The sequence below is a fragment of the Arthrobacter sp. AD-310 genome, assembly GCF_054656615.1.
The window spans coordinates 66,321-90,529 of the sequence record NZ_BAAHNO010000003.1 but is presented as its reverse complement, the minus strand read 5'-3'; the positions used below and the strand labels follow the sequence as shown (position 1 = coordinate 90,529).

Below are 24,209 nucleotides of genomic sequence, written 5' to 3'. Positions count from 1 at the left end.
CCCCCCCCCCCCCCCCCTCCCCCCCCCCCCCCCCCCCCCCCCCCCCCCCCCCCCCCCCCCCCCCCCCCCCCCCCCCCACTACTTGTTGGTGCTCGCGGGCTGTCCTAGCCGATGAGTGTGGTGATGAGGCGGATGGAGGAGGCGATGATGGCGATAAGGCCGATGGCGGCGAAGAGGTTATGCCACCACTTGTTGCGCAGGTCGCCCATGAGGGAGGCTCTGTTGGCCATCACGACGATGAGGACGCCCAGCAGCGGTGCGATGAGGACGGTGAGGGACTGGGCAACGACGATTAGGGCGACGGGGGAGGACTGGAAGGACAGGGTGATGATCAGGCCGAAGGCCAGGATCATGCCGGTGAAGATGCGGGCCATGGGTGAGCCGGCCTTGGCGCCGCGGCCGAGGGCGTCCGAGACCATGGTCCCGCCCGCCGTCGCGTTGGCGATCATCGAGGAGAACGCCGCGCCGGACAGGCCGAGGGCGAAGACCATGGAGCCGACGGGGCCTGCGAGGGGCGTGAACACGGACGCGAGAGCGTTTATGGTTCCTGCCTCGGCGCCGGTCCTGCCGAGGACGGCGGCGGCGACCATGATGACCAGGGCCGTCATGATGCCGGGGGCGACGATGCCGGGGATGGTGTCGGCCAGGGTGATGTCGCGGTAGTCGGCGCGGGTGCGGCGGTGTTCCTTGACGCCGTAGGAGGTGTAGAAGGCGGCGTTGATGGAGAAGTTGGTGCCGACCAGGGCGACGACGAGGATTTCGCTGCCTGCCGGGAGGGTGGGGACGGCGCCTTCGAGGGCGCGGTACCAATCGGGCTTCGCGACGACGGTGCTGGCGATGAAGGCCAGCCCCATCAGGACGACGATGGCCAGGAGGGCTTTTTCGACGATGCCGTAGACGTTGCGGAAGGCCAGGACGATGCCGACGGCGATGGTACAGACAATGGTCCAGAGGACGGGGGAGCCACCGAAGACCAGGGACAGGCCGAGGCCGGATCCGACGGCGTTGCCGACGGAGAACATCAGGGTGATGCCGAAGACGCCGACGCCTGCCAGGACGCCGACCCATTTGCCGAGGTGGTCCTTGATGGAGGTGATCAGGGAGGTGGGTGTTGCGATGCCGAGCCGGACGCTCATGTCGGTGAAGAAGATCATCAGGATGGTGGAGACGGCGATGACCCAGACCAGGCTGTAGTCAAAGCGGCTGCCGGCCTGCACGGCGGTGGTGAGGTTGCCGGGGCCGAACTGCCAGGCGCCGACGACGAAGGCCGGGCCCATCAGGGCAAGGTAGCCCAGGAAGGTGCGGCGCCTTGGAGCCGTGGCGGTGGAGTGGTTTCCTTGCGGGGTTGCCATCTGTTCTTCCCTGTGACCTGAACGGGTGATGGTCTTATTCTGCTCGCGCATCGCGAGTCCTCCTTATACAGCGACGTTGCTGAGGGGCGTCGTTGGCCCGGGGTGGAGAGTGAAAAGCTGGGGCACGGGCGGCGGGCCGAGGGGCCCGCCACCCGTGAGGACCCGTATTGGGTGGGTCAGACGGCAGCGGTGGCAGTGACCTTGCCGAGGTTTGCGGCGGCGAAGGCTTCCGCGATTTCTTTATCGGCGCCCTCCGGCAGGGGCAGGAGCGGGGTGCGCACCGTGGCGTGGTCCAGGATGCCGCGGTTCACCAGGCCCCACTTCAGGGCGACGGTGCCCTCCATGTGGGAGCCGCGGTGGTACACGTTCTTGGTGACCGGCAGCAGCCGCTCGTGGATGGCGTGGGCACGCTTGTAGTCCTGCGCCTTGCCGGCCTCGATCAGTTCGACGAGCAGCTCGGGGGCGATGTTGCCGTAGCCGACGAGCAGGCCGTCCACATCGAACATGGTCGGCAGCAGGTACTCATCGTGGCAGGACAGGATCTGCAGCTCGGGGTACGCGGCGCGCAGCGCGGGGATCTCGGTGTACCACCGGCGCATGTTCCGGACACCGTTCTTCGTGGCGAAGACGCCCTCCTGGCCCGCGATCTCCAGCTGGGTGTCGAGGTCGTAGGTGGCCTTGGTGTTGTCCGGGTACTGGAAGAGGATCAGCGGCAGACCGGACTCTTCATAGATTTCCTTGTAGCGCGACTGCGGGGCGCCCTGCTGGTAGCCGAAGCGCAACCACCCGTGCGAGGGGTAGACGAGGCCGGCTGCCGCGCCGGCTTCGACGGCCTTCTTGGCCTCGAGGGCCGCGGTCTTGTTGCCCTCCTTGGTGATGCCCGCCACGACCGGTACCCGGCCGTCGGTCGACGCCACGAACGCGCGGATAACGTCCAGCTGCTCCTCTTCGGTGAGGAACGTGCCTTCGCCGGCGTGTCCCAGGACGACCAGGCTCTTCACGCCCTCAATCGATCCGAGCCACGAACCCAGGCGCTGGATCGCAGCGTAGTCGACAGCGCCGTCTTCGGTGAACGGGGTGACAGGGGCGGGGCTGAGTCCGCGGAGATCGAGTGTCATTTCAGCTACCTTCTTGTCTTCATTGATGGTCGGTAGTCCCGCTATCATGAAAACGTTTGCGGGAACGTTTTCAAGTTTGCACGTGTCGCAGCTCACTGTCAAGAGAACGTTTGCAAGAAGGAGGAATAGAGTGTCTCTTACGCCTTTGCTCGGAAGGAGACCCGCTATGGAACCGGCAGCCCCCGGCGCTATCGTCACGCTCAAGGACGTCGCGGCGGCCAGCGGTGTAAGCATCTCCACTGCCAGCCGTGCCCTGGACGAACGCACCACCTCACGCTCCGCGGCCGCCGCGCATGTCCGGAAAATCGCCGAGGAGCTCGGCTACCGGCGGAACTCGTTCGCCTCCAGCCTCCGCCGCGGCGAGACCCGCACCCTGGGCGTCCTGGTTCCGCGGCTCAGCGACACGGTCATGGCGCTGATGTTCGAGGAACTGGAGCGGGCTGCCTCCTCCCGTGGCTACTTCGCCATGGTTGCCACCAGCGGCGACGATCCGGGGGATGAGCGGCGTGCGGCTGAAACACTTCTTGACCGGAACGTGGACGGGCTGATCCTGGCCACCGCCCGCCTTGATGACGAGCTTCCCCGGCTGCTGCGGGAACGCCGCGTGGTGCACGCCCTGGTGCTGCGCACCGACGGGGTCAGCCCCTCGGCGCTTGGCGACGACGAACTCGGTGGTTACCTTGCCGTGCGTCACCTGCTGGACCTGGGCCACCGTGCCATCGCCGTCGTCACCGGCCCCGACTTCACCTCAACAGCGAACGCACGGCTCGCCGGCGCCCGGAAGGCAATGGACGAAGCCGGGACCAAACTCCCCGGGCCATGGATCATTGCCGGCGGGTACGGGATCGAGAACGGCTTCGAAGCTGGAGAACACTTGCTGCGAGCGAAAAAGCGCCCGACGGCGATCTTCGCCGCCAATGACAACATCGCTCTGGGCATCATGGCCGCAGCGCACCGCCATGACCTGCGCATCGGCCCGGATCTTTCCTTGGTCGGCTACAACGACACGCCCCTGTCAGCACGGCTCCCCACACCCCTGACCTCCGTCCGCGTGCCCCTGGACCAGATCGCCAGGACAGCCATCGACCTCATCACGGACACGGCCGCGGAACCCCGGGTCAGAAAATCAACCCCGACGCTGATTCCCCGTGAATCAAGCTGCCCCCCGGGTCCGCATTCCCAGGGTCGGGCGCCGGCCTGACGGGAGGCTTTCCTGGCCAATGGGTACGCCCATCTGCGACCGGCCCCTTCATTCGAACGCCCTATCAGTTGATGCCCTTCCAACCCAAATGCTCTATCAGCTGATGCGTTTCCAATCCAAACGCCCCTATCAGCTGATGTCGGTTTGCTTCGAACGCTCTCGCACTCGAAGCCGGGGACGGCGGCTCGGCGAGGCATGCGACGGCGGCTGCGTGCCGCCGTCGTACCTGCCCTAGTGCGTTAGTGCACCAGTTCAGCGAGTTCCACTTCTTCGACGACTGCCGCGGCATAGCCATCGGCCTGGCCAGTGACAGTCGGGTGGAAATTGGTCCCGAGCAGGGGGTCCAGCGGATTGAAGTTGATCCAGGGCTCGGACGAGCCGATGCCGTGACCCGCGAAATCGTCGGTGACATCGACATAGACTGCGCCCGAGGACTTGGCCGCGTTCCTGATGACCTTGTTGAGGCTGTCAGTGCCCGCGTTGAAGATCTCTGCGTTCTCGACCGAGATGTAAGGGTTGAAGCCTAATTCGGTGGAGAAGAGGTGCGGATATCCCAGTGCAGCGATCGTGGCACCAGGTGCCTGGGCTTGGATAGCTCCGTAGGCCTGGGTCAGCGCGGTGGGCACCACGGTGGTGGCAATAACCTTGGCAGAGTTGACCGCTGTCCTGCATTCCGCCTCACTTAGGGTCAGGCAGACCTGGAGAGCGTCTACGAAATTTACGTCGTTTGCGCCGGCTGTAATGGTAACCAGGTCTGTTCCAGCATTCAGGTAACCGGCAGTGGACGCGCTCGCGACCTGGATGGGCACCATGGCCGCGGTCCACCCGGCGCATGCGGCGTTAACGGCCAGGTCGACGTCGTCCCGCTGATCCAGCACGTTGACGTAGCCCGCCGATGTCTGGAAGCAGTCTGCCAACAGTTCGGAAGGTCCTGGAACTCCCGCGCCGATGCCCGCCGTGTAGGAATCCCCGAAAGCAACATAATCCAGCGGTCCGCCGTCCTGTGCGGCTGCTGGTATGGCCGCAGGACCGGCCAAGAGGCCACCAACAACCGCGGCTACGGCACCAAGCCGTCCCGCAAACAAGCCTTGCCCATGACTATGCAGGCGGCTTCCCGATCTTCCAACCCATGGATTCCTCATCGCTCTTATCGCTCCTTTTCTTTTGGGCATCAAGCGCGCCCCCGCCATAACGCCTCCAGCCCACGCCGGGGGGCGTTATTGGCGCGTTACCGGCGGAGCAATCGACCCGGCGCCAGAAACAGGTAGTGACGGCCCAAAAGACAGGTGGCAATTACTCGTGACCGTTGGTCGTCCTGGTTCATAGAGTCCAGATTGGGCCAGACGTCGGCCAACGGTGATGAGGCCCAGACTTCGCTTTTCCGCGCAGGAGGACCTCATGAACGTGATTAGTCGATCATTCCGGCGGCGTGCGGCCATCGTTGGTGCGATGTTTGCAGCACTCATGCTGGTGGGCAATCTCCCGGCAACCGCTGCACCCACGGTGACCTCCACGATCCCGGTCGGATCCAGCCCGAGGAGCGTTGCGTTCACTCCGGACGGGTCCAGTGCCTATGTCACCAACTGGGAAGACAGCACGGTGTCGGTCATCGATGTCGGCCCGGGCACGGTTGCTACGACTATTTCGGTCGTAGGGTCGCCGCTCGATGTTGCGGTCACGCCCGATGGGTCGACGGCATACGTCACAAGCGCCGGTTCCGACACTGTGTCGGTCCTCGATGTCGCCACGGGGACGGTGACTAACACGATCGCGGTCGGGGAGACTCCGCTCGCTGTAGCCTTCGCCCCGGACGGGTTGACAGCCTACGTCACCGGCGGCGACGGCGAATCCGGCACGGTGACGGTCATCCACGTGGACTCGGGCACCGTGACAGGCACGATCCCCGTGGGGCCGCTGCCGAACGATGTGGCGTTCACACAGGACGGGTCCAAGGCCTACGTCACCAACGGGCAGGACTCCAACATGGTGTCGATCATCGACGTGGATACCAGCACATGGACCTCCACGATCCCGGTTGGGTCGTCCCCGACAAGCGTTGCATTCACCCCGGACGGGTCGAAAGCCTTCGTTGCCAACAATGAGGGTGACTCAGTGTCGGTCATCAAAGTGGCAACGGACAGGGTGACCTCCACGATCCCGGTCGGGTGGGCTCCCGACAGTGTGGCTATCGCCCCGGATGGATCGACGGCCTACGTCACCAACTCCGGTTCCGACACGGTGTCGGTCATCGACGTGGCGACGGGTACGGTAACTGCTGCCGTTCAGGTCGGGGCGCATCCGACTGGTGTTGCTGTCGCTCCCGATGGATCGGCAGTCTACGTCGTCAACACCGCTTCCGGGACGGTGTCGGTCATCGAGGACCCGGCACCGGTGTTCACCGCGGCCACGCCGCCGGCCAAGGCCACCGCGCGTGTCGCCTACAGCTACACGTTCGCCGCCACGGGCGACCCGGCCCCGACCTTCCACGTAACCTCCGGTACGTTGCCCGAAGGCCTAAGCCTGGACGCCGCCACGGGAATCCTGTCCGGAACCCCGCTGAAGGCCGGCAAGTTCACGTTTACCGTGACCGCCTCCAATGGCGTCAGCCCGGACGCGGTAACGGACCGCATCACAATCACCGTGACCAAGGGGAAGGTCCGCTAACCTCTCGGACGCTCCCTTACTTGAAACCGGTTAAGGCGCTTCAGGGAGCCGACGACGGCGGCTGCGTGCCGCCGTCGTCGGCATCGACAGGCTCAACCACCGGTGGACGGACTCAGCCACCGATGCCGAGGGGAAGCTCAGCGTGAACACCGAAGCCCGGCCCAACAGGACCGTAGGTGAGGTTCCCGCCGACGATCGCCACGCGCTCCCGCAGCCCTATCAGACCGAAGCCGCGCTGCTGAACGGCAGCGCGGCCCTCCCCGCCGTCGTCGGTAATAGCCATGGCGAGCGAATCCGGGGACCAGTGCAGGACCACCTCCACGTGTGCGCCCGACCCCGAATGCTTGACCACGTTGGTCAGCGATTCCTGCACCACACGGTAGGCGGTGTGGTTGACACTGTCTGCCAGCACCTGCGGCCTCCCTTCGACCCGCCAGGTCACTGTGAACCCGGCGCCCCGGAGCGGTTCCAGGAGTGGCTCCGCCATGTCGATGCCGGCGGGGGACGGGAACGCGGTGTAGGGGCCGATCCCGGCGCGCAGGGCTTCAAGCAGCCGTCTCAGTTCGTCCATCGCCTGGGTCCCGGCCGCCTCGATCACCGTGAGTGCCTGCTCGGCCCGTTCAGGGTCACCCTTGATCACTCGTCGGGCGCCGGCAGCGTGGAGCGTCATCACGGTGACGGCATGCGAAACGATGTCGTGCAGTTCGGACGCAAGCAATGCGTGCTCCCTGGCTATTGCCGCTTCAGCCTCTGACCGGGACTTTTCGAGGGTCTGGATGCGCTGGCCACTCCGGCCCGCCATCCTGCCCACAAGCCACGTCGAGAAGAAGACGGCGGCCTGCACCAGAAAGACGTTCGGCACATCCCAGAGGCGGTTCAGGACGATCAGCCCGGCCCACGCCGCATAACCGACGACGGCGGAGGTAACGGACCACCACAACGACCGGTCCGACGCCACGGCTGCCAGCGCGACGAGCAGGATGGCCACGGGCGTATACAGCTGGGCCATGGTCAAATAGGTCGCGCCCAGGGCGGGGTCTAGGGGCACGTGCCAATTCAGCGCAATCAGCGGGAAGAGCAGCTGAAGCACGAGTGTCAGGGCATAGACCGACAGCGGGAAATAATGGCGCCACACCAGGAAGATGCCCATGGCTGCGGTGTACAGAAACACCAGCCATGGCGGTTGGGGCATGTCACCGCTGAACCACGCGATCATAAACGCCGCAAAGTCCAGGGCAGCGGCGGCCGCCGCCGTGAGGACATCATTCCTGGACGGGGTGGGCAGCCCCGGAGGGGTTCCAACGGGGGCCGCCGCAAGACCACTTTTTTCCTGTGACGTCATCGCTGCCCGCCGTCAGTCGGAACGGATAAGCCCGGACCTGTAAGCCACCGCCACAGCCTGTGAACGGTCAGACAGGCCCAGCTTCAACAGGATGCGGTGCACGTGCGTCTTGACCGTCGTTTCGCTGAGGAACAGCAGGTGCGCTATCTCGGGGTTCTTCAGCCCAAGGGCCATGGCTCCCAGGACCTCACGTTCGCGGGCGGTCAGGACGCCGATGTCCGCGGCCGGAACCGTCTGGCCGTCCGGGTTTCGGGCGCTGAAGTGGCGCAGCAACGACCTGGTGACTGTCGGGTCCAGCCAGCCTTCGCCTTTCGCAAGGGCGCGAATTGCGGTGGCCAGCGTTTGCGGCGCGGAGTTCTTCAAAAGGAATCCGGCCGCGCCGGCGCGCATGGCGGTGGTGACGTTGTGGTCCTCGCTGAATGTGGTCAGGATGAGGACCGCCGGAACGCCGTTCCCGGTCCCGGAGGCGTCTGACGTCAATCGGGCGGTCGCCTCGATACCGTCCATGACCGGCATCCGGATGTCCATGACGACGACATCCGGTTTCGCAGTCCCGGCCACCTCAAGGCATTCGGCGCCGTTTGCCGCTTCACCCACGACCTCCAAGTCGGGTTCGGCCGCGAGCAGCAGCGACAGGCCCGCCCGGACCAGCCGCTCGTCGTCAGCCAGGACGATGCGCACCTTTGCCGCATTCTCCAGGCCCCCAGCAGACCCGGTTGGTCCCGGATCATCGTCCATGACCGAAAGTATCCTCCCTGCCCCGCCGCCTGTCAGCAGTCTGAGCCCCCTCGTCCACCCGGGGATGTACCCAGGGAATCGAACCGGTGGTGGACGCGGTCCGGGCCCGGCCAGGCCAAGCTGGCTTCACGCCTGAAAGTCCAGGCCACAGAAAGAAGCACCAGTGAAGAATCAGCGCACAGCGATGACCAGCAGGGCCAGGGGCATCGTCCGTGCCGGCGGCGCTGCCGGAGTCGCGGGCGGCCTGTCCCTGACTGGTTACGCCGTTATCCAGGCGATGCAGGCGCCCGGATGCATCGCTGAGGAGTGCGCGGGGCGCACCTACCGGACAGCCGGACCCGTGGAAGGCTCGCTCTTCCTGGCGGCCATAGTCCTGATCATCGGGGCAACCCTGGCCTTCCTTGCCATCCCGGCGGCAGGCACGCGGGCGTTGCGGATGAGCGCCGTGGTTGCGGCCACGGCGTTGTTCTCCGGCTTCGCGCTGATAGGCATAGCGTATTTTGCCGGGTTGGCTTTGGTTTTAGGGGTCATTGTTGCTTATGCCGTCATGGGGTTCAGCCTTGCATCCTCGCGGGCACTCCCTGTCTGGGCGGGGGCCATGTTGGCTGTTGCGGCGCTGCTCCTGTTCGGGGCCAATGACCAGAACGAACGCGTCCTCTTCGTTGTTCCGTTCGGCGTGGCATGGATGGTGTTGGGGGCCTTGCTCTGGGCTTCGGCCCGTGACCAAGCGAGGATGGACGCGGAGCGGCACGGATGGGCCGGGTTTACCCGCCCCGATCCCTAACGCTCAAGAGATGTGTGGACGCCCACACCAGGGGTTGCGGCCCGCAGCTCCTGTTCACCTGAAAGAGAAAGGGCCTGTCATGAAAGCAACAAGTGCAGTCCGGACGGCAGTGGCGGCATCGGCTGCTTCGGCGCTCCTCCTCCTGGCAACCGGGGGAGCGGCCTCCGCCTCGCACACGCACGTCAAAGTAGTCGGCAACGACGGCTGTGTTGTGATGGCGGAAGGCACGGGGGAGGAGAACGTGAACCTGCCCGCGTCCGTGTTTGAAAACAATCCCAACGTGGATGCGCCCGCGACGGCGGGCCGGACCCACCCCCTCCACGTGCTGGTGCACCTGGGCGTCGCGGGCGAGAACAACGAGCTGTACGTCTACGGAACTCCTGCCGCGGAAGCGGCCTGCGCCGGCTACTACGTGAACCGGTAGGCGGGCTGCCCACCCCGCGGCCTCCAAAAGGTGAGGCTTACGACGGCGGCACGCGCCGCCGTCGTGAGCGCCGGGACCGCCGGGCTTTCCTAGGGTCTCCTCTCTACATCCCGGGGTGTACGGCACGATGTCGAACCGGCGGTGGACGCGCCGGCGGCGCGGGAAGTCCAGGCTTGGGGGTATCTCAACCGTCGAGGAGCGTGAGGACATGGGCAGCCTGAACCTGCTGTGCCGGCTGAATCTCCGTCATCAGTGGCAAATAGAACATACGGACGACGGCGGCGTGTACAAGAGGTGCCTCCGCTGCGGGAAGGACGATGACCGGGGCGGCGGCGGAACCGGCGGTTCGGGCACGTGGGCCGGCATCGCGGGAATGGGCTGAACGGGCCATGCTGCGGGCATTCCTGTGCAGAATCAACGTCGGGCACCATTGGCTTGCCGAACTGGCTCCCGACGGAGGCTACCGCCGGCGCTGCACCCACTGCGGAAAGTATGACCGCAAGAGTGCCGCCTGGTCGGGGCATTTGGCCGACGGCGACCGGCCGGGGAGCACGTGGGGACCGGTTCCGTAGTGCCATGGGACGCCACGCTTCGGTTCTGGCGGCGGCACTCATTCTTGCTGGCTGCACTCCCGGTGTTCCTGCGGAAACCGCCACCACGCCGCCGCTCACTTCCCGGTTGGACGCCTTCGCCGAGAACGCGCTGGCGAACGGGGCGCCCGCCGTCGTCTTTCACGTCCGCGACGGGGACCGGCAGGAACTGAAAGCCTATGGTGTCAGGGACCTCGAGTCCCAAGGGCGGGCGGAAGCCGGGGACAAGGTGTGGATCACGGGTGCCGGGACGCCGATGGTGGCCGTGTCCGTGATGAAACTGGTGGAGAGCGGCACCCTGGGCCTGGACGACCCCGTCTCCACCCACCTGCACGAGTTCGGTGCCATCTTTCCCGGTTCGGACGGCATTGCGGTCAGGCATCTCTTGGGCAGCAGGTCGGGATTGCCCGACTACTTCCCGCCGCTTGCCGAAACCAGGACGGCGGAAGAGCTGCGGACCGGTGCGTTGACGTTCGAGGAACGGCTTCGGATTGCGGCCGGTGTGGGCGGCGCGCCCGGGCCCCTGAACTACTTCGCATGGTCCGCCACGGACTGGGAAGTGCTGGGCTGGATTCTCGAACGGAAACACAACCGGGCGCTCGCGGATGTGCTCAGGTCCGATGTTTTCGAACCCGCAGGCATGGACAGCACCCATGTGGCGGTCCCGGGACAACCGCCCGAGCCCATGCTCCACGGCTACTTCCTGTCGGGCGGGAGCCGGCTCGACTTCAGCCGGATTGACGTTGCTGCGGGGTCCGCGGATGCCGGCGTCATCTCCACCGTCGAGGATCTCAGCAGCTTCTTCGCGGCATTGGCTGGCGGGCGGCTGGTCCGTGACGGGACGTGGCAAACCATGACCCGGGACAGTTCGTATTCCCTGGGCGGCATCGGGATCGAAGATCTCTGCTCCGCCGGAAGTCACGCCATGGCGTCCGGCGGAGGATTCCCGTATGCCGTCCAGTCCCTTTCCTCCCTGGACGGCCGGCAGCAGGTGTCAGTGGCCATGGTGCCTCCTCCGCAGGAGCTGAACTCACCCGACGCGCCGCCTCTTCTCGCGGAGATGGAGGACGCCGTCCGGTCCACGGCCAAGGACCTGTGCAGCACGGAAGCGGCGTCGAAGTGAGCGGTCTGGCTTGGACGGTGCCTGCCGCCGTCGTTCCCGACACGCATAAGTGCCCGCGATGCGCGAAGCGGCTGGCGCTACCCAAGTTGGGTAGCGCCAGCGCTTTTGCGTGTCGTAACTCGGGATCACCACATGGCTTTGCTGAGCGGTGTCACGGTGAGGCTCTCCAGCCTGGCTGTCCCTCCTTCCGCAAAAACGGACAGTGTGGTGGAGCCGGCCGCCGGAAAGACCTGGTCGGTCAGCGTGGCCAGGCCGTCCTGGGCGAAGACTTCAACGGAAGCTCTGTCCACGTAGAGCCTCAGGCGCAGCTTGCCGTTGATGAGCTGAACAGGCACATCGTCGAGGGAGGCGAACGCCGGATGAAAGTCCTCGTTCCCTGAGTTGGTCCTGTCGATGAAGGTACGGCCGCTTGCAGCTGAGTAGCCCACGCGGGTCGATTCAGTTCCGTTGCCCAGCACCTTCAAGCCGAACACCGCTGCGGTCCCCGGCGAGAACTCGGCATCGATCTGGACAAGGTCTCCGGAAATGGGCAGGTTGCTGGTGCCCGGCTGGATGTCCTGGGCCTGGCTGATGGAGTAGGCGGCGCCGTTGTTCTTCAGGGTGTCCGCCTGCGCCACCACCTTCTGCCGAAGCCGTGGCCCCTGCGGTGTTTGGGTCAGCGTTACTTCACGGGGCAGCGCCATGGTGCCGCGCCACGTTGACGTGGGCGTGGCCTGGCCGTAGTCCCAGTTGTTCATCCAGCCCAGCATGATCCGCTTGCCGTCAGGGACGTTGCTGAAGGAGACGGTGGCGTAGTAGTCCCTGCCCCAGTCGAGCCAGTCGTGCTGTTCCATGCGGGTGACGTCGGACAGCACGAACTCGTCAGCCAGGATGTGCCCCCAGCCGCCGCGGTTGTTGTCCACGATCCTGAGCGTTGCCTGGCTTCCCTTGAACTCGGCGACGTCCCAGGACTTCCATGCCAGGTGCTCCGAATCGGAGCCCGTTGTTGTCCGGACCGTCTGCCCGTCCACCACGAGGTTGACCGTGGTCTCGCTGCTTCGCGGCTTGGCCGGTTCAGAGCCGAGCACCATGTTGTCCAGGGTGAGGTGGCCCCACGGTCCCGTGGCGTTGTCCACGATCCGGATCCGGGCGATCTGGCCGAAGTACTGCGACACGTCCCAGTTCTTCCAGTTCAGGTCACCCGAGTTGGTGCCGGTGGTGCTGCGCACCGGCACCCCGCCCACCAGCAGTTCCACCTGGAGCTGTCCATCGTTCCTGGCACCGCCGCCCAGCAGGAACCCAATGTTGGTGTTGGTGAGGTAGAACTCGGGCGAGGTGATGGTGCCTGTGTTGTCGTCCGCCTTGGGACCGCCCTCGAACGTGTTGATGCGCTTGCCGATGGCGAACTCGCCGCCGGCGGTGGAGGGATTGCGGGCGGCCTCAAAGTCGCCGGTCAGCTGCCAGCCCGCGTCCGTCAGGGTCCCGGGGTAGTCGAAGCCATCGAACAGCAGGTATCCGGGAGGCGGCTGGTTGCCGGGCTGTTCGCCGGGCAGCCGCAAATGGTTGCCGCCGCCCGCAAGGAAATTGATGTGGTCCTTGGTCACGGTGAACGGCGCGGAATCCATGGTGCCTACAGGCAGGTCACCGCCGTGGAAGCTGTTCACGAACCCTGCTCCGATGGCACCGGACACTGCCTGCTGCCCCGGAAGCGTGCCGGCCGCCGGTGCACTTCCCCAGGGGCCGGAGGGGTTGGCGGGATCGTTCTGCACGGTCCACCCGCTGTAACTGCCGGCGTTGAAACCGCCAAGAGGCGTACCCGGCGGCGCAACGTCCACCGGATCCGTGGTCTCCGAGCTGAAGGTGGTCCCGTCGAAAGACCCGACGAAGTACTGTCCGCCGCTGCCACCGGCCACTGCGCCGGGGTTGATGTTGACCACCAGCACCCATTTGATGTTGTTCGGGTCGCCGTCCACCGCGAGCGGAAACAGGTCCGGGCATTCCCACTGGCCGCCGGTGGCGTTGGCCGGTTTGAAATCGTCCAGGTAGTCCCAGTTCTTCAGGTTGGTGCTCTTGTAAAAGAGCACTCGGTGTTCGTTTGCCTCGACGGCTGCCATCACCCAGTAGGACCCGGACGGACCCTGGTACCAGAACACCTTGGGATCCCGGAAGTCGGTGGTGTTGCGGTTGAGGACGGGGTTTCCGGCGTACTTGGTCCAGGTTTCCCCGTTGTCCGTGCTGTACGCGAGTGACTGGGCCTGCTTGCCGGCCAGGGTGGGGTGGGCTCCGGTGAAGTTGCTGGTGTAGACAGCCACCAACGGCGGGTTCTGGAGGCTGCCGAAGCCGCTGGTGTTGTTGGTGTCCACCACAACGGATCCGGAGAAGATGTCCTCGACGGACTGCCCGGACCCGTTGAGCGTCTGCGGGATGGCAAGCGGTTTCTCCTGCCAGTGCAGCAGGTCGGTTGAGGTGGCATGCCCCCAGCTCATGTTGCCCCACGTGGTTCCGTAGGGGTTGTACTGGTAGTACATGTGGTAGGTCCCGTTGTGGTAGACCAGCCCGTTGGGATCGTTCATCCAGTTCTTCTGGGGTGTGTAATGCACCAGGGGCCGGTACTGCTGGGTGGCCGGGTCGGGGTCCGTCGCCTGTGCCGGGACGGGCGCCAGGGCGACGGCGGCCATCGCAAGCACCGCCGCCGTCGTAATGCCCCACCGCGTTCTCGTACGACTCATCATCATTGATTTGTCCTTTGTCGCTATGAAGTTGAAGAAGGCCGCTCCTCCGTTCCCGCCGTGTCAACGCCGGCAACGGAGGAGCGGCGGCACGCTACGGCGTGGGCCGGAACGAGTGGGAGCTCGTGTAGGAGGCGAACTCCGCCGCGGTGCCGCTGTCCAGGACCCTGGTGCCCGTTGTGGATCCGTCGAGGACCACCGTCTTCACAGCAACCGACGCGATTGTGTTGTTCGCCGCGATGTAGTTGTTGGCACCCGAAGCCACCAAAATGATGGTGGGCGGCTGCCCCGGGGGATTGACCGACGCCGCGGGCACATCGAAGGAGAAGTGGTTGCCGGACACCGTGTTGCCGCTGCCCGCGAGATGGACCAGGCCGAAGAGATCGTCCAGCCCGTTGTTGTAGGGCTTGAGCGGGTCGAAGGGTTCCATCTGCCGCAGGAAGTGGTTGGAACCCACCAGGTTCTCCGTGCAGTTGCCCTCAAAGTTCACCATTGCCGGATAGAAGGCATGGAAACGGTTGGACGTGACGGTGGAGCGGGTGCAGTTCTTGAAGTGCACGCTGCTCTTGCCCCTCGGAAAAACGTTGTTTGCGGAGACCAGCAGGCCCATGTGGCCCTCAGCGAAGATGGAGAAGCCAACATACCCGGCGCCGATGAGGTTATCGGTGACCTTCGAAGCCTGGCCGGAACCGGTCAGTTCGATGCAGCTTCCGCATTCGGCAAGGAAGTTGCCACTGACGCTCAGGGCATCGGTGTCCTTCACCACGAGGCCACGCTCGAGGTAGACCATGCCCATGCCTTCGACCCGGCAGGCATCGTTTGCCGAATCGAACCTGATTCCGGTCTTGCCGTTGACGTAGGAATTCTCATTGGAGCCGAAGGACACCCCGTCCAGGCAGAAATTCTGGAACACGATTGAACTGAGCCGGGGATCACCGGTGCGGTACACCCGGAATGCTTCGGCGTTGCCGTCTGTGTTCTCCACGCGGACGCGGCTGCCGCCGGGGTAGATCTCGTGCCAGCTGGAGGTGTTGCCGGCGTTGTAGCGGATGCTGCTGGAGGTGAAGCCATGACCTGAACCGCGGATGGTCAGGAAGCTGACGTCCACGTTGACCCGGGTCTTCAAGGAGTAGTCTCCGGGCGGAATGTAGATCACCGCCCCCGGCTTCGAGGCCTGGCTGGTCTGCTGGGACTTCACATCCGCAATGATGCTGTTGATGATGAGGCCGATGTCGTTGTAAGGGGTTGCTGAGGGATTTCCTGGGACAGACCAGGTGGTGACGTCATAAACGGTGGGCAAAGCTGTACTCCTCGCGTCGTTGGGGGATGTGCCTGCTGTTTGGTGGCGCAGGGCCTGTTAGAGCACGCCGATAAGGTGCCGGTGGCCTGGCCCGCTGACGGCAGCTCCGGGGTTTGGCGCAGGAACCGGCTCCTCCGCAGCCGCAGGTTGCGCGGCCAGGAACAGACCCGCGGCAAGGGCGGCCAGGGACGCCGAACCGGCGCGAAGCACCTCGCGCCGGCCGGGTTGGAGGGATGGAAAGGGCACGACAAAACTCCTTTGGTGGGAATGGTCGAAAGCGGCCGCAAGAGGGGCACTGCCTCGGAAAAACCTGGTGAAAAGTGCCAAAGTGTGCCAAAACGGTTTTTCACGGCCGCTGGGCTTCACGTTAGGGCTGCCGGACGCGCGGCGTCAATAGAAAATTCCACTCGAAGTGACGCTTGACACGCAAACCAGTGAAGTCCTAGTGTGAGTGCCACAACGTTTTGGCAAAACGTTTTTTCACCCCGCATCATTCTCACCCACTTCCGTTCGAGAGAAAGAGAGTCGACAGAGATGTCCACTCGTACCTTCATCAGCAGGCTCGCCGTCGGCGGCATCTGCACCGCCGTCGCACTGTCCGCCACCGCCTGCGGCGCAGGGGGCCCGGCCACCACGTCCGGCACCGCCGGCACCAACACCGTCAACGTCCTCGTCGAAGCAGGCGGCCACGCCGTGCTCACCGGCGTCGCCGAGGAGTGCAAGAAGGACGCCGGCGTTGACGTGAACTTCGTCGAACTGCCCTACGACGGCATGTTCAACCGGCTCTCCAGCGAATTCTCCTCCGGCAACGTCTCCTTCGACGTCGCTGCCCTGGACTCCGTCTGGCTGCCCAGCTTCAAGGACGCCGTCCAGCCCATCGACGAAATCTTCACCGACGAGGCCAAGAAGGACATCTTCCCGTCCCTGGTCAAGGAAGCCAACGTGGACGGGCACTTCATCGGCCTGCCCGCCTGGACCAACGCCGAAATCATCCTCTACCGCAAGGACCTGTTCGAGGACGCCAAGAACAAGGCCGACTTCCAGGCCAAGTACGGCTATGAGCTCGCCGCCCCCACCACCTGGAAGCAGTACCAGGACATCTCCGAGTTCTTCACCAAGGACGGAATGTACGGCACGGACGTCAAGGGCGGTGTGGAAACCGAATGGCTGGCCCACGTCCTGCAGGCCGGCGGCCCCATGATCCTGGACGAAAACAACAAGGTGGTCATTGACAACGCCGCCCACAAGGAAGCCCTGGACTTCTACGTCAGCCTGGTCAAGGACGCCCCCTCCGGCGCAGCCCAGGTGGACTGGGCCGCCGCGCAGAACCTGTTCAACCAGGGCAAGACGGCGATGACCCGCTTCTGGGCCCATGCCTACCGGCAGATCCCCGCCGACTCCGCGGTGGCCGGCAAGGTGGGCGCGGCCCCCATGATCGCCGGATCCGCCGGCGTCGGCGGCGTCCCCGGACCCTGGTACCTGACGGTCCCGAAGGCCACCAAGAACTCCGAGGCCGCCAAGAAGTTCGTCCAGTGCGCCTACGACTACAACGACAAGGGCATCGAGTCCAACCTCGGCCTCGCCTCCCGGATCTCCGCCTTCGAGAAGTACCAGGACAAGGAAGGCTACGAAAGCTTCGGCCCGCTGATCGAAACCCTCAACGGCGAAGCCACCACCACCCGCCCCGCCACCGAGAAGTGGCAGCAGATCGTGGACACCGTCCTGGTTCCCATGCTGCAGAAGGCCGTGGCCGGCGGTGACTCCGCCACCCTCCTCGCCGACGCCAAGAAGCAGATCGAGGACCTCCTCAAGTAAAGCCCCCGCGGCCGGCACCTGGTCCTAGCCGGTGCCGGCCGCGGCCCCCAACCAGCAGAAGAGAAAACCGTGCGCATCTCCGATCGCCGCTTCGCCTTGTTCCTGATGACACCCGCGGCACTGTTCCTGGCAGTCTTCGTGGCCTTCCCGCTGTTCCGCCTCATCGCCGACAGCTTCTTCAAAATCTCCCCGATCGCCGGCGGCCCCCGCGACTTCGTCGGCCTGGACAACTACGTCCGCGCCTTCGCCTCCGAGGCCTTCACCGGCGCCGGCTGGCGCACCCTCGCCTACACCCTGATCGTGGTCACCCTCGAGTTCGCCCTCGGCCTGGGCATGGCCCTGCTGTTCACCATGCTCGGCAAGAGCTCCCAGATCTGGCGGACCGTGTTCATGTACCCGCTGATGATCGCCCCGATCGTCGCCGGCCTGCTGTGGAAGTTCCTGATGATCGACAACTTCGGCCTCATCGGAACCCTCCTGCACCAGGCGGGCATCCTGTCCAACCCCAACCAGATCGGCTGGCTGTCAGACCCCGGCATCGTGCTCTACTCGGTCGCCATCCCGGACATCTGGCTCACCACGTCGTTTATGTGCCTGGTCCTCTTCGCCGGCCTCCAGAACATCCCCGGTGACCTCATCGAGGCCGCACGGCTCGACGGCGCCCGCGCACCGGCCCTGCTGTTCCGGATCATCCTGCCGCTGCTGCGCCCCGTCATCGCCGTCGCCCTGGTGGTCCGCGGCATCGACGCGGCCCGGGCCTTCGACACCATCCTCATCCAGACCAACGGCGGCCCGCAGTCCGCCTCCGAGACCATGAGCCTGCTGATCTACCGGACCATGATCCGCTTCGGCGATCCCGGCCTGGCCAGCGCCATGGGCACCATCTACCTGCTGGCCATGCTCGCCGTCGCGTTCGTCGCGGTGACCACCATCTGGCGGCCAGGAAAGGACACCTGATGCGCGTCGCCGAAAGAATTAAGCACGACGCCGGGACCCCGGCCCAGGCGGCCGCGGCACCTGCCGCGCCGGCCGCCGTCGTCCGTCCCCGCAAGCGCCGCGGCGTCAACCGCGAAGGCCTGGAAGCGGGCCGGCGGAGCACCCGGACCCTGCTCTGGATCCTCCTCGCCGCCGCCATGGTGCTCTACGGTTTCCCGTTCCTGTACCTGCTGTTCACGTCCTTCAAGACGCCGATCGACACCATCGCGGTGCCGCCCACCATCCTTCCCAAGGAATGGACGCTGGAGAACTACACCAACGCGCTGGGCCGCAACGGGGTCCTGGCCTCCTTCATCAACAGCATCCAGACCGCGATCATCAGCACCGTGCTGTCCCTGGTCCTGGCCGTGCCCGCCGCCTACGGCATCACCCGGTACAAGACCCTCAGCGGCAGGATCTTCATCATGGCCGCCCTGGTCACCCGCATGGTGCCGCCGGTGGCGATCGGCATCCCGCTGGCCTCGATGATGGGGACCCTCGGCCTGTCCGATACGCCCATCGCCCTGTCCATCGCCCACACCACCATCTCGCTGCCGCTCTCCATCTGGCTGATGTCCAGCTTCTTCGAAGCCGTGCCCAAGGACCTGGAGGAAGCGGCAACCGTGGACGGCTGCAGCAGGCTCGGCGCCCTGTGGCGGGTGGTGATCCCGGTGGTTTCCGGCGGCATCGCCGTCACCGCGATCTTCGCCTTCCTGGCCTCCTGGAACGAGTTCCTGTTCGCCCTCCTGATGACGGCCATCCGCTCCCAGACCACGCCCGTGGTGATCGCCAACTTCCAGACCCAGTTCGGCCTGGACTGGGGCTCCATGACCGCGCTCGCCGCCGTCTACTCCATCCCGGTCATCCTCCTCACCCTGCTCCTGCAGCGCAAGATCGTGGCCGGCATGACGCTCGGCGCGGTCAAGGGCTGAAGCGCGGAACGAAACTGACCTGACATGAACCGGAATATCGGCATCAAGGATGTGGCCACCGCCGCGGGCGTCTCCGTGACCACCGTCTCCCACGTCCTCAACGAGGTCTCCTACGCCCGGGTCAGCCCGGAAACCCGGGACAAGGTCCGGGCCGCCGCGGAGGAACTGGGCTACGGCCCCAACCGCCTGGCCCAGGCCCTCCGGACCCAGCGGACCGGGATGCTGGGGCTGGTGAGCGAGGACATCGCCACCACCCCGCACGCCGGCCGGATCATCCTCGGCGCGGACGAGGCCGCCAAAGCCCGCGGCTACAACCTCATGATCATCAACACCTCCGGCTCGGCCAGCCTCGAATCCCGGCAGGCCGACGTCGAGGCCCTCCTGGAACGGCGGGTGGACGGCATCCTCTACGCCACCATGTACCACCGCACCGTGGAACTGCCGGCCAACCTCGCCACCGTGCCCTCGGTCCTGGTGGACTCCGTGTCCACCGGCGGGAACATCACCTCGGTCATCCCGGACGAGGAAGGCGGGGCGCGTGCCGCCGTCGGCGCCCTCCTCGAGGCGGGCCACACCCGGATCGGGTTCCTCAACAACACCGACGACGTTCCCGCCACCCGCCAGCGCCTCCGCGCCTTCCGGGACATGCTGGCCGAGGCAGGGCTCGACGGCGGCGCGGCACCTGTGGAGTCGGCGGTCTCCGAGGTGCACGGCGGCTACGAGGCGGCCCGCCGGATCCTGGACCGCACCGACAGCGCTGACAGGCCTACGGCACTCTTCTGCTACAACGACCGCATGGCCATGGGCGCCTACCGGGCCGCCGCCGAACTGGGCCTGAGTATCCCAGACGACCTGTCCGTCGTCGGCTTCGATGACCAGGAACTGATCGCCGCGAACTTCACCCCGGCCCTCACCACCGTGGCCCTGCCGCACTACGAAATGGGCGCCTGGGCCACCGGGCACCTGATTGACGCCGTGGAGGGGCAGACCGACCTGTCCCTCATGGCACTCCACCCGACCATCCTGGGCTGCCCCCTGGTGCGCCGCGATTCCGTCGCGCCGCCCGGGCGCTGAACCCCTAGCCCAGTCCCTACTTTCGTCCCCAGAGGAACGCCATCCATGTCCAGCAGCCTTGACGCCGCACTCCCGGAAACAGTCCCCGCCGAAGCCGGCCCCGGCACCCCCTGGCTCCGGCCCGCCATCCACTTCACGGCACGGGACACCTGGCTGAACGACCCCAACGGCCTGGTCTACTACGGCGGCCTCTACCACCTCTTCTTCCAGAACAACCCCTACGGCAACACCTGGGGCAACATGTCCTGGGGCCACGCGACCTCGCCGGACCTGCTGCACTGGACCGAGCACCCCGTGGCCATCGCCTGCGACGAAACGGAGGACATCTTCTCCGGCAGCGTCGTGGTGGACCACGGCAACACGTCCGGCTTCGGCACGGCGGACGGGCCTGCGCTGGTGGCGGTCTACACGAGCGCCTTCAAGGCGTCGTCGCGGCACAGCGGCACACAGGCGCAGTCCCTGGCCTACAGCACGGACGCCGGCATGACCTGGCGGAAGTACCACGCCAACCCTGTCCTTTCCCGGGACTCCGCGCATTTCCGGGACCCGAAGGTCTTCCGCCACGAGGACCGCTGGATCATGGTCGCCGTCGAGGCGCAGCAGCAGAAGGTGGTGCTCTACCGCTCCGACGACCTGAAATCCTGGACATTCCTGAGCGACTTCGGCCCGGCCAACGCCGACGCGGGGGAGTGGGAGTGCCCGGACCTGTTTCCGCTGCCGGTGGACGGGGACCCGGACAACATCAAGTGGGTGCTGATCGTCAACGTCAACCCCGGGGCGGTGGCCGGCGGCTCGGGCGGCCAGTACTTCGTGGGGGAGTTCGACGGCGTCCGGTTCGTTCCGGACGGCTCCTCACTTGCGGCGCCGGGCGGGGTCAGCGCCCTGGACGACCCTGCCGCCGCCGCGGCGGCGCTGCAGCAGTGCCTGTGGCTGGACTGGGGCCGCGACTGCTACGCCTCAGTCTCCTTCAGCAACGTCCCGGACGGCCGGCGCATCATCATCGGCTGGATGAACAACTGGGACTACGCCAACGAACTGCCCACCCATCCCTGGCGGTCCGGCATGACCCTCGCCCGCGAACTGCGCCTCACCACGGTGAACGGGTCCGCCCGCCTTGCCCAGGAGCCTGTACTTGCCCAGGAGCCTGTACTTGCCCAGGAGCCTGTACTGGCCCAGGAGCCGGTGCTGGCCGGCGCTACAGCGTCCGCCGTGCAGCGCGAAGTGCCGTCGGCCCCGTTCCAACTGCGGGATTCAGCCGTCCTGCTGCCGGACGCGGTCCCCGGCACCGCCCAGGTGATCGAGGCGGACATCCTGCCCGGGACCGCCGGCCGCATTGCTTTCCACCTGCTCGGCGCCGAAGACGGAAGCCTTGGGACAGTGCTTTCCTACGACTCCGAGACAGGCCGGCTGGTCCTGGACCGCAGATGCTCGGGCAACACGGACTTCCACGCCAAGTTCTCCTCCACGGAGTCAGCCCCGCTGGAACTCGAGGACGGGGCACTCAAGCTGCGCATCGTCGTCGACCGTTGCTCGGTGGAGGTCTTCGCGCAGGGCGGCAAAGTGGTCCTGACCGACCTCGTCTTCCCCGGTCCCACCCAGGCAACCAACCGGCTGACGGCCACCGGCGGGACAGCCACCGTCCGCACGCTCACCGTCACCCCGCTCAGCTAGGAAACAACCAGTGAACTATCCGGAAAGGTCACCCATGCCAGCAAACCAGCACACCGGCGGCGGCCTCCAGCCCGGCGGCGGCCAGCATCCAGGCGCGGACGTTGTGGTCGTCGGCGAGGCCCTCGTGGATATTGTCGTTTCTCCCCACGGCACCGTGGAGCACCCCGGCGGCTCGCCCGCCAACGTTGCCTACGGACTTGGCCGCCTGGGCGTGGCCACCGGACTGCTGACGTCGATCGGTGACGACCACCATGCCGCCGCCATCGGGACGCACCTGCGCAGCGCCGGCGTCCACCTCCTGCCCGGATCCCGGCGCTCCGGCGGGACAGCCACCGCGACTGCGACCCTGGCGTCCGACGGGTCGGCCTCCTACGACTTCGATATCCGGTGGGACCTGCCGCGGACCGCCCCGGCCACCCTGCCCAGGATCCTGCACACCGGCTCGATCGCCACCTTCCTGGCGCCGGGCGCGGCCGTGGTCCGCGAGTTGCTGGAGCAGTCGCACCGGCGCTGCCTGGTCACTTACGATCCCAACATCCGCCCTGCGCTGCTGGGCAGCCACGCCGAGGCCGTGGCAATCTTCGAGGACCTCGTCCCGTTCACCGAGGTGGTCAAGCTCAGCGACGAGGACGCACGCTGGCTCTATCCGCGGCGTGATGTGGAGGAGGTGTCCCGTCACATCCTGGGACTCGGAACGGGACTGGCCGCCGTCACCCTGGGCGCGGAAGGATCCCTGCTCACCACGCCGTCCGCGCAGGTGGCCGTGCCGTCGGTCCCGTCCGCCGTCGCGGACACCATCGGTGCCGGTGACTCTTACATGTCCGCCCTGATCTACGGACTCCTGATGCGCGGGGCGGACGGCCTGGCCCCGTCCGTGCTGGAGTCGCTGGGCCGGATGGCCGCCAAGGCCGCGGCCATCACCGTGCGGCGTCCCGGCGCCAATCCTCCCACCCTGGAGGAACTGCAGGCGGACCTCCCCGAGCACCAGCCTGCAGCCCCGTAGATTCTTGCTGAGCCCCCACCACCCGAGGAAAGAACCAATGCCGAGCAACAACTACTACGACGTGACGGCCTGGCCGGTCGGCAACCCGGCCAAGGACGTCGGCGAAGTCATCAACAGCATCATCGCGGACATCAAGGACCGGCAGAACGCCACCGACGTGGACGACGGCGGCAAGCCCGGCGCCGTGATCTACCTTCCGCCGGGGGACTACCACCTCCGCACGCAGGTGGTTATCGACATCAGTTTCCTCCGCATCCAGGGCTCGGGACACGGGTTCACCTCCTCGAGCATCCGGTTCAACGTCCCCCAGGAGGAGTGGCCGGACCTGCATGAACTGTGGCCCGGGGGCAGCCGGATCATCAACGACCTGCCCGCCGGCGGAGACGAAGCGGCGGGTGCCGCCTTCTACGTCGAGCGGAGCGGGAGCCCCAGGATCAGTTCCGTGGAGTTCGCCAACTTCTGCATCGACGGGCTGCATTTCGCCGCGGACGGTTCCGGCATGCACCCGGAAAACACCTACGTCAACGGCAAGACCGGCATCTACGTCGCCAGCGCCAACGACTCCTTCCGCGTCACCGACATGGGCTTCATCTACCTGGAAAACGCCCTCACCATCCACAACGCCGACGCGCTGTCCATCCACCACAACTTCATCGCCGAATGCGGCAGCTGCATTGAGCTGCGCGGCTGGGGACAGGCCTCAAAGATCACCGACAACCTGATCGGGGCCGGCCCGAAAGGCCACTCCATTTACGCGGAGAAACACGGCGGGCTCCTGGTCACCGCCAACAACGTCTTTCCCCGCGGCGCCAGCAGCGTCCGCTTCAACGGCGTCACCCGTTCCAGCATCACCAACAACCGGCTGCATTCGTTCTACCCCGGCATGGTGCTGCTGGAGGCGGACAGTTCGGAAAACCTCGTCGCCACCAACCACTTCCTCCGCGACCACGAGCCCTGGACACCCTTCCTGGGCGTCACCAACGGCCTGGACGACCTCACCGGAATCCTCTGCGTCAGCGGCAGCCACAACTCCGTGATCGGCAACCACTTCTCCGAGGCCATCGACGCCGCCACCATCCGGCCTGCGGGGGCGGCGCCCGTCATCATCCGGCTGCAGTCCGGGACCGGCAACTTCGTCTCCAACAACCACGTGGTGGCCCTGGACGTCCACGCCAAGGCGAGCGACTCCTGCTTCGAGGCCCAGGTGGACGCCCTGCTCACCGGCGGCGCCTCCGACGGGCTTCCCGTCACGGCCGTGCTCGTTGATGCGGAATCGGCCCGGAACACGATCCTTGACTCCGGAACCGACACCCAGGTTGCCGCCGACAGGGCTGCCAACGCCATTCGGGCCACACCCACGGTAGGTTTCTAGGAGGCGCACTTGCCATAAGGACG

Annotated in this window: 21 protein-coding genes; 13 read left to right on the top strand and 8 right to left on the bottom strand. The window is 66.1% G+C overall.

Annotated features, from left to right (window positions below; genetic code table 11):
• Nucleotides 1-104 precede the first annotated feature (104 nt).
• Together ACYQ1Z_RS01605 and ACYQ1Z_RS01600 are read right to left on the bottom strand one after the other, a co-directional pair.
• Nucleotides 105-1,403, bottom strand: a complete 1,299-nt coding sequence (locus ACYQ1Z_RS01605; RefSeq protein WP_459790615.1) for an Nramp family divalent metal transporter — start codon at nt 1,401-1,403, stop codon at nt 105-107.
• Nucleotides 1,404-1,528: 125 nt separating this feature from the next.
• Nucleotides 1,529-2,470, bottom strand: a complete 942-nt coding sequence (locus tag ACYQ1Z_RS01600; RefSeq protein WP_459790614.1) for a dihydrodipicolinate synthase family protein — start codon at nt 2,468-2,470, stop codon at nt 1,529-1,531.
• Nucleotides 2,471-2,636: 166 nt separating this feature from the next.
• On the opposite strand from ACYQ1Z_RS01600, the gene ACYQ1Z_RS01595 reads away from it, so the two are divergent.
• Nucleotides 2,637-3,671 (top strand): LacI family DNA-binding transcriptional regulator, encoded by a 1,035-nt coding sequence (locus ACYQ1Z_RS01595; RefSeq protein WP_459790613.1) that lies wholly within the window; start codon nt 2,637-2,639, stop codon nt 3,669-3,671.
• Between the two features lie 239 nt (nt 3,672-3,910).
• Here the strand turns inward: ACYQ1Z_RS01595 and ACYQ1Z_RS01590 are convergent, their stop codons facing one another.
• The gene (locus tag ACYQ1Z_RS01590) at nt 3,911-4,708 is read right to left on the bottom strand and encodes an SGNH/GDSL hydrolase family protein (RefSeq protein WP_459790612.1); all 798 of its coding nucleotides are present in this window, start codon (nt 4,706-4,708) and stop codon (nt 3,911-3,913) included.
• Nucleotides 4,709-5,069: 361 nt separating this feature from the next.
• On the opposite strand from ACYQ1Z_RS01590, the gene ACYQ1Z_RS01585 reads away from it, so the two are divergent.
• Entirely contained in the window at nt 5,070-6,335 is a 1,266-nt protein-coding gene (locus ACYQ1Z_RS01585) for a beta-propeller fold lactonase family protein (RefSeq protein WP_459790611.1), read from the top strand.
• 112 nt (nt 6,336-6,447) lie between these two features.
• Here ACYQ1Z_RS01585 and ACYQ1Z_RS01580 read toward each other — a convergent pair whose 3' ends face one another.
• Nucleotides 6,448-7,677 carry a sensor histidine kinase gene (locus ACYQ1Z_RS01580; RefSeq protein ID WP_459790610.1) on the bottom strand — a complete coding sequence of 410 codons (1,230 nt, stop codon included), beginning with the start codon at nt 7,675-7,677 and terminating at the stop codon, nt 6,448-6,450.
• A gap of 12 nt (nt 7,678-7,689) precedes the next feature.
• Nucleotides 7,690-8,415 (bottom strand): response regulator transcription factor, encoded by a 726-nt coding sequence (locus ACYQ1Z_RS01575; RefSeq protein ID WP_459790609.1) that lies wholly within the window; start codon nt 8,413-8,415, stop codon nt 7,690-7,692.
• 163 nt (nt 8,416-8,578) lie between these two features.
• Here ACYQ1Z_RS01575 and ACYQ1Z_RS01570 point away from each other — a divergent pair, with 163 nt between their 5' ends.
• The 4 genes from ACYQ1Z_RS01570 (at nt 8,579) to ACYQ1Z_RS01555 (ending at nt 11,336) form a co-directional block, all read left to right on the top strand.
• Nucleotides 8,579-9,199: a hypothetical protein gene (locus ACYQ1Z_RS01570; RefSeq protein ID WP_459790608.1), complete on the top strand. Its 621-nt coding sequence runs from the start codon at nt 8,579-8,581 to the stop codon at nt 9,197-9,199.
• 79 nt (nt 9,200-9,278) lie between these two features.
• The gene (locus ACYQ1Z_RS01565; RefSeq protein ID WP_459790607.1) at nt 9,279-9,623 is read left to right on the top strand and encodes a hypothetical protein; all 345 of its coding nucleotides are present in this window, start codon (nt 9,279-9,281) and stop codon (nt 9,621-9,623) included.
• 208 nt (nt 9,624-9,831) lie between these two features.
• Nucleotides 9,832-10,005, top strand: a complete 174-nt coding sequence (locus tag ACYQ1Z_RS01560) for a hypothetical protein (protein WP_459790606.1) — start codon at nt 9,832-9,834, stop codon at nt 10,003-10,005.
• Between the two features lie 194 nt (nt 10,006-10,199).
• The gene (locus ACYQ1Z_RS01555) at nt 10,200-11,336 is read left to right on the top strand and encodes a serine hydrolase domain-containing protein (RefSeq protein ID WP_459790605.1); all 1,137 of its coding nucleotides are present in this window, start codon (nt 10,200-10,202) and stop codon (nt 11,334-11,336) included.
• A gap of 125 nt (nt 11,337-11,461) precedes the next feature.
• Here ACYQ1Z_RS01555 and ACYQ1Z_RS01550 read toward each other — a convergent pair whose 3' ends face one another.
• From ACYQ1Z_RS01550 to ACYQ1Z_RS01540, 3 genes are all read right to left on the bottom strand, one after another.
• On the bottom strand, nt 11,462-14,050 hold the full coding sequence (locus ACYQ1Z_RS01550) for a GH32 C-terminal domain-containing protein (protein ID WP_459790604.1): 2,589 nt from the start codon (nt 14,048-14,050) through the stop codon (nt 11,462-11,464).
• Between the two features lie 88 nt (nt 14,051-14,138).
• Nucleotides 14,139-15,344 (bottom strand): NosD domain-containing protein, encoded by a 1,206-nt coding sequence (locus tag ACYQ1Z_RS01545; protein WP_459790603.1) that lies wholly within the window; start codon nt 15,342-15,344, stop codon nt 14,139-14,141.
• A 57-nt stretch (nt 15,345-15,401) separates the two neighbouring features.
• On the bottom strand, nt 15,402-15,590 hold the full coding sequence (locus ACYQ1Z_RS01540) for a hypothetical protein (protein ID WP_459790602.1): 189 nt from the start codon (nt 15,588-15,590) through the stop codon (nt 15,402-15,404).
• A gap of 288 nt (nt 15,591-15,878) precedes the next feature.
• Between ACYQ1Z_RS01540 and ACYQ1Z_RS01535 the strand changes: the two genes are divergently transcribed.
• The 7 genes from ACYQ1Z_RS01535 (at nt 15,879) to ACYQ1Z_RS01505 (ending at nt 24,186) form a co-directional block, all read left to right on the top strand.
• Nucleotides 15,879-17,159: an ABC transporter substrate-binding protein gene (locus tag ACYQ1Z_RS01535; protein ID WP_459790601.1), complete on the top strand. Its 1,281-nt coding sequence runs from the start codon at nt 15,879-15,881 to the stop codon at nt 17,157-17,159.
• 69 nt (nt 17,160-17,228) lie between these two features.
• Entirely contained in the window at nt 17,229-18,116 is an 888-nt protein-coding gene (locus tag ACYQ1Z_RS01530; RefSeq protein WP_459790600.1) for a carbohydrate ABC transporter permease, read from the top strand.
• Nucleotides 18,116-19,066, top strand: a complete 951-nt coding sequence (locus ACYQ1Z_RS01525) for a carbohydrate ABC transporter permease (RefSeq protein WP_459790599.1) — start codon at nt 18,116-18,118, stop codon at nt 19,064-19,066. Before ACYQ1Z_RS01530 ends, ACYQ1Z_RS01525 begins: the two co-directional genes overlap by 1 nt.
• Nucleotides 19,067-19,090: 24 nt before the next feature.
• Nucleotides 19,091-20,140, top strand: coding sequence for a LacI family DNA-binding transcriptional regulator (locus ACYQ1Z_RS01520; protein WP_459790598.1), 1,050 nt, complete (start codon nt 19,091-19,093; stop codon nt 20,138-20,140).
• Between the two features lie 45 nt (nt 20,141-20,185).
• Complete coding sequence (locus ACYQ1Z_RS01515) at nt 20,186-21,811, top strand: glycoside hydrolase family 32 protein (RefSeq protein ID WP_459790597.1); 1,626 nt, start codon at nt 20,186-20,188, stop codon at nt 21,809-21,811.
• 34 nt (nt 21,812-21,845) lie between these two features.
• Complete coding sequence (locus tag ACYQ1Z_RS01510; RefSeq protein WP_459790596.1) at nt 21,846-22,814, top strand: carbohydrate kinase family protein; 969 nt, start codon at nt 21,846-21,848, stop codon at nt 22,812-22,814.
• A gap of 37 nt (nt 22,815-22,851) precedes the next feature.
• The gene (locus ACYQ1Z_RS01505; protein WP_459790595.1) at nt 22,852-24,186 is read left to right on the top strand and encodes a right-handed parallel beta-helix repeat-containing protein; all 1,335 of its coding nucleotides are present in this window, start codon (nt 22,852-22,854) and stop codon (nt 24,184-24,186) included.
• Nucleotides 24,187-24,209 lie beyond the last annotated feature (23 nt).